The sequence below is a fragment of the Streptomyces sp. NPDC058662 genome, assembly GCF_042716255.1.
Classification (GTDB): Bacteria; Actinomycetota; Actinomycetes; order Streptomycetales; family Streptomycetaceae; genus Streptomyces.
The window spans coordinates 1-7,338 of the sequence record NZ_JBHXRU010000173.1 but is presented as its reverse complement, the minus strand read 5'-3'; the positions used below and the strand labels follow the sequence as shown (position 1 = coordinate 7,338).

The 7,338-nt window shown below is 71.7% G+C and carries 7 protein-coding genes; 5 read left to right on the top strand and 2 right to left on the bottom strand.

Features of this window, described 5'->3' with window-relative positions; genetic code table 11:
* Positions 1–90: 90 nt before the first annotated feature.
* From ACFWUQ_RS30725 to ACFWUQ_RS30715, 3 genes are all read left to right on the top strand, one after another.
* The gene (locus tag ACFWUQ_RS30725) at positions 91–714 is read left to right on the top strand and encodes a GntR family transcriptional regulator (RefSeq protein ID WP_384544564.1); all 624 of its coding nucleotides are present in this window, start codon (positions 91–93) and stop codon (positions 712–714) included.
* A gap of 231 nt (positions 715–945) precedes the next feature.
* Positions 946–3,630 carry a pyruvate dehydrogenase (acetyl-transferring), homodimeric type gene (aceE, locus tag ACFWUQ_RS30720; RefSeq protein ID WP_384544562.1) on the top strand — a complete coding sequence of 895 codons (2,685 nt, stop codon included), beginning with the start codon at positions 946–948 and terminating at the stop codon, positions 3,628–3,630.
* Positions 3,631–3,755: 125 nt separating this feature from the next.
* Entirely contained in the window at positions 3,756–4,274 is a 519-nt protein-coding gene (locus tag ACFWUQ_RS30715; protein ID WP_384544560.1) for a DUF4240 domain-containing protein, read from the top strand.
* 5 nt (positions 4,275–4,279) lie between these two features.
* Here the strand turns inward: ACFWUQ_RS30715 and ACFWUQ_RS30710 are convergent, their stop codons facing one another.
* The gene (locus ACFWUQ_RS30710) at positions 4,280–5,050 is read right to left on the bottom strand and encodes an SDR family NAD(P)-dependent oxidoreductase (protein WP_384544558.1); all 771 of its coding nucleotides are present in this window, start codon (positions 5,048–5,050) and stop codon (positions 4,280–4,282) included.
* 87 nt (positions 5,051–5,137) lie between these two features.
* On the opposite strand from ACFWUQ_RS30710, the gene ACFWUQ_RS30705 reads away from it, so the two are divergent.
* The gene (locus ACFWUQ_RS30705) at positions 5,138–5,791 is read left to right on the top strand and encodes a TetR family transcriptional regulator (protein WP_384544556.1); all 654 of its coding nucleotides are present in this window, start codon (positions 5,138–5,140) and stop codon (positions 5,789–5,791) included.
* 66 nt (positions 5,792–5,857) lie between these two features.
* On the opposite strand, the gene ACFWUQ_RS30700 is transcribed toward ACFWUQ_RS30705, so the two are convergent.
* The gene (locus tag ACFWUQ_RS30700) at positions 5,858–6,364 is read right to left on the bottom strand and encodes a hypothetical protein (RefSeq protein ID WP_384544554.1); all 507 of its coding nucleotides are present in this window, start codon (positions 6,362–6,364) and stop codon (positions 5,858–5,860) included.
* Positions 6,365–6,693: 329 nt separating this feature from the next.
* Here ACFWUQ_RS30700 and ACFWUQ_RS30695 point away from each other — a divergent pair, with 329 nt between their 5' ends.
* Positions 6,694–7,311, top strand: coding sequence for a hypothetical protein (locus tag ACFWUQ_RS30695; RefSeq protein WP_384544552.1), 618 nt, complete (start codon positions 6,694–6,696; stop codon positions 7,309–7,311).
* The last annotated feature ends 27 nt before the right edge of the window (positions 7,312–7,338 follow it).

Here is a 7,338-nt window from a genome sequence, read left to right as displayed (position 1 = left end):
GAATACTTCCGGACGGGGGCGCCGCCGTATTGTCTACGCATCAGGCCCCGCATTGTCCCTGCACACCCACCAGGAGATGAAGACCCGATGATCACCCCACCCGTCGTGCACTCGCTGCGCGAGCAGATCCGCGAGCACATCGTGGAGGGGATCGTCAGCGGGCGCTGGAAGCCCGGCGAGCGGATCGTCGAGCGCCGCATCGCGGTGGAACTGGAGGTCAGCCAGACGCCGGTACGGGAGGCCCTGCGCGAGCTGGAGACCCTGCGGCTGATCGAGTCGGCCCCGAACAAGGGCGTGCGGGTACGCAACCTCTCCGCGGCCGACCTGGAGGAGATCTACCCCGTCCGGGCCGGTCTGGAGCAGATCGCGGCGGAGCTGGCCGCGCCCCGGCTGGCCACCGACTGCTCGGCCCTGGAGCCGCACGTCGCCGCCCTCTGGGAGGCCGACCGCGCCGAGGACGGCACGGCGCAGGTGCGGCACACGGTGGGCTTCCACCGGGAGATGGTGCGGGCGGCCGGGAACAGCGTGCTCCTGCACACGTGGGAGAGCCTGGGCATCGAGGTGTTCACGGCCCTGTCCATCAGGTGGCTGGGAACGGTCCAGAAGTCCTACGCCGAGGAGCACGAGACGCTCGTCGACGCCTTCCGCAACCAGGACCCCGACATCGGCCTGCTGGTGAAGCGGCACGTCCTGGGATGCGCCCCGCGCGCCTGAGCCCGACGACGGGCGTCCGGTACGCCCTGATATGCCCGGCACCGCGTGCCTGATTCCCTGGCACGCGGTGCCGACTTTTGTCAGATCTGCATTTCTTCGCCACTTTTGTTTGATCGATCATCGATCAGCGACTTACAGTCGTCGCGGACCTCAACCAGGTCCGACGACCCTGTCCTGCCCGTCAGGGATTTTTTCACCACCTCTCCTTTGTCCGGAAGGCGGCGCACACCGATGTCCGACCCCGTAGGAAAGCTTCCGAGCGAGCTCGACCAGCTCCCGGACCGCGACACCGAGGAGACCGCCGAATGGGCGGCCTCCCTCGACGCCGTCGCCAAGGCCGCCGGTACGCGCCGCGCCGAATACCTGCTCCGCCGTACGCTCCAGCACGCCGAGGCCGCCGGCCTCGCGCTGCCGAAGCTGCTGGAGACGGACTACGTCAACACCATCCCCACCGCCGCCGAGCCGGAGTTCCCCGGCGATGAGGCGATGGAGGCCAGGATCACCGCCTGGAACCGCTGGAACGCGGCCGCCATGGTCACCCGCGGCTCCAAATACGGCGTCGGCGGCCACATCGCCACCTTCGCCTCCGCCGCGTGGCTGTACGAGACCGGCTTCCAGCACTTCTTCCGCGGGAAGGAGGCCGACGGATCGGGCGACCAGCTCTACATCCAGGGCCACGCCTCCCCCGGCATCTACGCCCGCGCGTTCCTCGACGGACGTGTCTCCGAGCAGCAGCTCGACAACTTCCGCCAGGAGGCCGGCGGCAACGGCCTGCCGTCCTACCCGCACCCGCGGCGCCTGCCGTGGCTGTGGGAGTTCCCGACGGTGTCCATGGGCCTCGGCCCGCTCTCCGCGATCTACCAGGCGCGCTTCAACCGCTACCTGCACAACCGCGGCATCAAGGACACCGCCGGCTCGCACGTCTGGGCCTTCCTCGGCGACGGCGAGATGGACGAGCCGGAGTCGACCGCCGCCCTGGCCCTGGCCTCCCGCGAGCAACTCGACAACCTGACCTTCGTCATCAACTGCAACCTGCAGCGCCTCGACGGCCCGGTCCGCGCCAACTTCCGCGTGGTCCAGGAACTGGAGGCCCAGTTCCGCGGCGCGGGCTGGAACGTCATCAAGTCGCTGTGGGGCTCCGCCTGGGACGAGCTGTTCCAGCTCGACACCACGGGCGCCCTGGTGCGCCGCCTGCGCGAGGTACCGGACGCGCAGTTCCAGACGTACGCGACCCGCGACGTGGCCTACATCCGCCAGCACTTCTTCGGCGCCAACGCCGAGCTCGTGCAGCTGGCCGGTGTGCTCTCCGACGCGAAGATCGCCGAGTGCTTCCACAGCTCCCGCGGCGGCCACGAGCCCCGCAAGGTCTACGCCGCGTACAAGGCCGCCCTGGAGCACAAGGGCGCGCCGACGGTCATCCTCGCGCAGACCGTCAAGGGCTACACGCTGGGTGCCGGGTTCGAGTCGAAGAACGCGAACCACCAGATGAAGAAGCTGACGATCGACGAGTTCAAGGACATGCGCGACCTCCTTGGCCTCCCGATCCCGGACAGCGCCTTCGCCGACGGCCAGGTCCCGTACGGTCACCCGGGCGCCAACAGCCCGGAGGTCCAGTACCTGAACGAGCGCCGCGCGGCGCTCGGCGGCCCGGCTCCGGCCCGCAAGGTCCGGCACGTGGCCCTGCCCGCCCCGGCCGAGCGCTCCTTCGCCCCGCTGCTCAAGGGCTCCGGCAAGCAGGAGATGGCCACCACCATGGCCTTCGTCCGGCTCGTCAAGGACCTGATGCGGGACAAGGAGACCGGCAAGCGGTGGGTCCCGATCGTCCCCGACGAGGCCCGCACCTTCGGTATGGAGTCCCTCTTCCCGTCGGCCGGCATCTACTCGCCGCTGGGCCAGACCTACGAGCCGGTCGACCGCGACCAGCTCATGTACTACAAGGAAGCCAAGGACGGCCAGATCCTCAACGAGGGGATCACCGAGGCCGGCGCCATGGCCGACTTCATCGCCGCCTGCACGTCGTACGCGACGCACGGCGAGCCGATGATCCCGTTCTACATCTTCTACTCGATGTTCGGCTGGCAGCGCACCGCCGACCAGATGTGGCAGCTGGCCGACCAGCTCGGCAAGGGCTTCATCGTCGGCGCCACGGCCGGCCGCACCACCCTGACCGGCGAGGGCCTCCAGCACGCGGACGGCCACTCGCACCTGATCGCGTCCACGAACCCGGCGTCGCTCAACTACGACCCGGCCTTCGCGTACGAGATCGCGGTGATCGTCAAGGACGGCCTGCGCCGGATGTACGGCGAGGAGCCGGAGGACGTCTTCTACTACCTGACGGTCTACAACGAGCCGAAGGTGCAGCCCGCGATGCCGGCCGGCGTCGAGGAAGGCATCCTCAAGGGCCTCTACCGCTTCAACACGGCGGCGGACCTCGCGGAGGCGGCCCCGGCCGCGGACGCCCCGAAGATCCAGCTGATGGCCTCGGGCACGGCGATCCACTGGGCGCTTGAGGCGCAGAAGCTCCTCGCCGCCGACTGGAACGTGGCCGCCGACGTCTGGTCCGCCACCTCCTGGGGCGAGCTGCGGCGCGACGCGCTGGAGTGCGACGAGGCGCTGCTGCGCGGCGAGCTGCGCACCCCGTACGTCACCCGCGCGCTGGAGGGCGTCACCAGCCCGGTCCTCGCGGTGTCCGACTGGATGCGCCAGGTTCCGGACCAGATCAGCCAGTGGGTGGAGCAGGACTGGACCTCGCTGGGCACGGACGGGTTCGGCCTCTCCGACACCCGCGAGGGGGCCCGCCGCCACTTCGGTGTCGACGCCCCGTCGATCGTGCTGGCCGCGCTGGCCCAGCTCGCGCGCCGCGGCGAGGTGCCGGCGTCCTCCGTCAAGGAGGCCCGGGAGCGCTACGGCCTCTGAGCCCGCGCAGCCCGTACGCGTCTGACGTACCGAAGGCCGGTGTCGCCCTCCAGGGGGTCGGACACCGGCCTTTGGCCGTATGAGAGGTGGCGGTGCGGGGGTGGACCCGTGATGCTGGAGCGGTGATGGACGAGACGGAGTTCTGGGAGATCGTCGACCGTACCCGCGAGGCCGCCGACGGCGACCCCGAGGAGCACGCCGAGCTGCTCGTGGAGCGGCTCGCGCAGCTCGATCCGGACTCCGTCCTGGACTTCGCCCGGCACTTCGAGGCGCGGTACAACCGGGCGTACACCTGGGACTTGTGGGGTGCGGCCTGGGTGCTGCTCGACGGGGCCAGCGACGACGCGTTCGACTACTTCCGGTGCTGGCTGATCGGCCAGGGGCGGGAGGTCTTCGAGGGCGGGGTCCACGACCCGGACCAGCTCGCGGAGCTCCTCGACGAGTTCGACGAGGAGATCGACGGGGACGGCGAGGAGCTGGGGTACGCCGCCGACGAGGCGTACGAGCAGCTGACCGGGTCGGTGGCCCCCGATCTCGGGGTCCCGCTGCAGGCGGCGGAGCCGGAGGGCACGGCGCTGGACTTCGAGAACGAAGCCGTGCTCGCGGAGCGCTTCCCCCGGCTCTGGGAGCGGTTCAGGGCGTAGGTCCGTCAGTAGTGGGTGCCGCCGTCGATACGGATCTCCGTGCCGGTGATGAATGCTCCGTCCTCGGAGCCCAGCATGGCGACGACGCCCGCGACGGTCTGGGGGCCGGCGAAGCCCTGGCCGAGGGCGGGGGCGAGCTTGGTGAACAGCGACCAGTCGGTGTCCTCGGGCAGGCCCGGGCCGGTGCCGGTGGTCATCCCGCTCTCGATGGAGCCGGGGGCGACGCTGACGAAGCGCAGGCCGCGCTTGCTGTACTCGGCGGCCAGCGCGTGGGTCATCGACTGGATGCCGCCCTTGCTGGCCGCGTAGGCGGACATGTAGGGGTGGGCGAAGGACGCCGAGGTGGAGCTGAAGTTCACGACGACCGGCTGGTCCCCGGCGAGCAGGGCCGGCAGTGATTCGCGGATCATGAGGAAGGTGCCCGTCAGGTTGACCCCGATGACCTGGTTCCAGAGGTCGAGGGTGGTCTGCTGGGTGTGCGCGGAGCGCAGGATGCCCGCGGCGTTGACGAGGACGTCGATGCCGCCGAGGGCCTCGACCGCGGTGGCCACGCCCGTCCTGACGGCGCTCTCGTCGGATATGTCGAGGACGGCGGTGCTGAGCCGGTCCGCGTGGCCGTCCGCGGCGGCGCGGTCGGCGGTGGCGGCCAGCCCGTCCTCGCTGACGTCCACGGTGTGGACCCGGCCGCCCTCGGCGAGGATGCGGTGGACGGTGGCCCGGCCGATGCCGGAGCCGCCGCCGGTGATGAGGACGCGGCGTCCTTCGTAACGGTTCATGGGGGCGAGCGTACCCACGGCACGGCACGGTTTGCCAGAGTGTCACGCAATGCAGTGCGCGGAGGGCCGAAGGGTAGGCTTCGCCCCGTGAGATCCCCTCGCCCGTACGCTCCCCAGGGCGGTCCCGGAGCCCAGTCGCTGACCGAGCGCCGCAAGGCCGCCACCCAGTTGGACATCGCCCGCGCGGCCTGCGAACTCTTCGCCGAGCACGGCCCCGACGGCACGACCGCCGAGGACATCGCGCACCGGGCGGGCGTGGCACTGCGCACGTTCTACCGCTACTTCCGCAACAAGCAGGAGGCGGTGGCTCCCCTCCTCACGGGCGGCGGCGACATCTGGCGCGCCCTGCTCGCCGAGGAGGAGCCGGGCACGCCGCTGGCCGAGGCCCTGGAGCGGGCGGTCACCCGGTCGCTGAGCGGCCCCCAGGCGGTGGAGGAGGGCCTGGAGGTGACCCGGGGCCTGCTGCGGGCGGCGGCGACGGACGCCGCGCTGCGCGCGGTCTGGTACCGGGTCAACCAGGACTCCGAGGAGAACCTCGTACCGCTGATCGCGCGGCTGGCCGGCCCCGCCGCCGATCCGCTGGGCGTACGCCTGCTGGCCGCCGCGGCGACGGACGCGATCCGGGTCTCCCTGGAGCTGTGGTCGGCCACGGACGCCCCGGTTTCGGGGCCGGGCTCCCCCGCCGAGCTCGCGGTGCGCTGCCTGCGCGAGCTGACCGGAGCGATGCCCCTGCTCCGCTGAGTCCAGCGGCGCAGGGGCATCGGTCGGAGCCGGTTCGGGCCCGCGGCCCGGGGCTACCGGTCGGTCTCAGCGGCCACCGCCGCCCCAGCCGCCGCCGCCGCCGTTGCCGCCGTCACCGCCGTTGCCACCGTGGCCGCCGCCCCAGCCGCCGCCGCCGCCGTTGCCGCCGTCACCGCCGTTGCCACCGTGGCCGCCGCCCCAGCCGCCGCCGCCGCCGTTGCCGCCGCCGTTGCCGCCGTTGCCGCCGCCCCAGTTGCCGTGGTGGCCCCAGTCGCCGTTGCCGCCGCGGCCGGAGTCGTTCCAATCGACGTCGTGCCAGTTGTTGTCGCGCCAGTCGGAGTGGTTCCGGTTGTGGTCGTGCCCGTTGCCGCCGTTGCCGCCCGCGCCACCGACGTCCCAGCACCAGCTGGGGCGGTCGCGCCAGTCGCGGTCGCAGCACTCGTTCCAGCGCCAGTCGTGGTAGCGGTGGTCGGAGCACCGGTACGTACCGTTGCCGCCACCACTACCCGTGCTGGTGGCCGAGGCACTGCCGACGGGCAGAACGGCGAGGGCGACTCCAGCGGCCCCTGTCATGACTGCCGCGAGGATCCTACGGCGCATTTCCATGCACCTCCGAACATGTCTCTCTTATCCGGTCCTTAGGTCATTTCCACCCTCACCCTGCCTCGGCCGCCTGTCAAAGCAGGAAGGCCGTCAACCCGCCCCGAAGAGCCCGACACAGGGCGCCTGACCAGGCACGACCTGAATTCTTCGGAGAGTTGGGACGGACCGTGCCGAGCACGCCCCGGCCGGGGCCCGCCCGGGCCACCACCATCGGGGGACTTTCCCCCGAAGCGCCTGACCGCCGGCGGCCCCCCGACCGAGAATGAGCCGCCCGACCGGTCGACAGGAACGAGCAGCCAGTGACGGAACCACCCGCGCCCCCGACCCCTCCCCCGCCCCGCGCGACGCCTCCGCCGGCGACGGCCGCGCCCGGTGCTCCCGCAGCGCCCGGCTCGGCCGGTGCTCCCGCAGCGCCCGGTGCTCCCGCAGCGTCCGGCTCGGCCGGGAAAGCGGCCGGGACGGCCCGGCGGCGCGTCCCCCGCTCCGCGGTCGCGGCCGTCGGGGCCGCCGCGGGCCTCGCCCTGGCCGCGGGCGTCTGGTGGACGGTCTCGGACGGGGACGCGGCCGACCACGTGCGGATAACCGGCTCCGAGACGGCCGATTCCGACGCCAAGGGCAAGGGCGCCTGCGACGACAGTGACGAGTACCAGTTCAACGACTGCTCGGCCTACGAGGTCAAGTACAGGATCACCAATCCGGGCGGGCCGCCGGCCAACTACACCGTCACCGTGAACGCCTTCGACGACGACGGCGATTTCATCGGGCAGAGCGAGTTCGTCACCCGGCATGTCGCGGGCGACAAGACCGAGACCGAGACCAGCGAGTTCTCCGCCTACTCCATGGAGGACGGCCGGACCGTCGGGGAGATCGACCGGGTCACGGTCGCCCATGTCCACCGGGTCGAGCTCGCGGACTGACGACGCAGGCCCCCGGCCGCTCCAGGG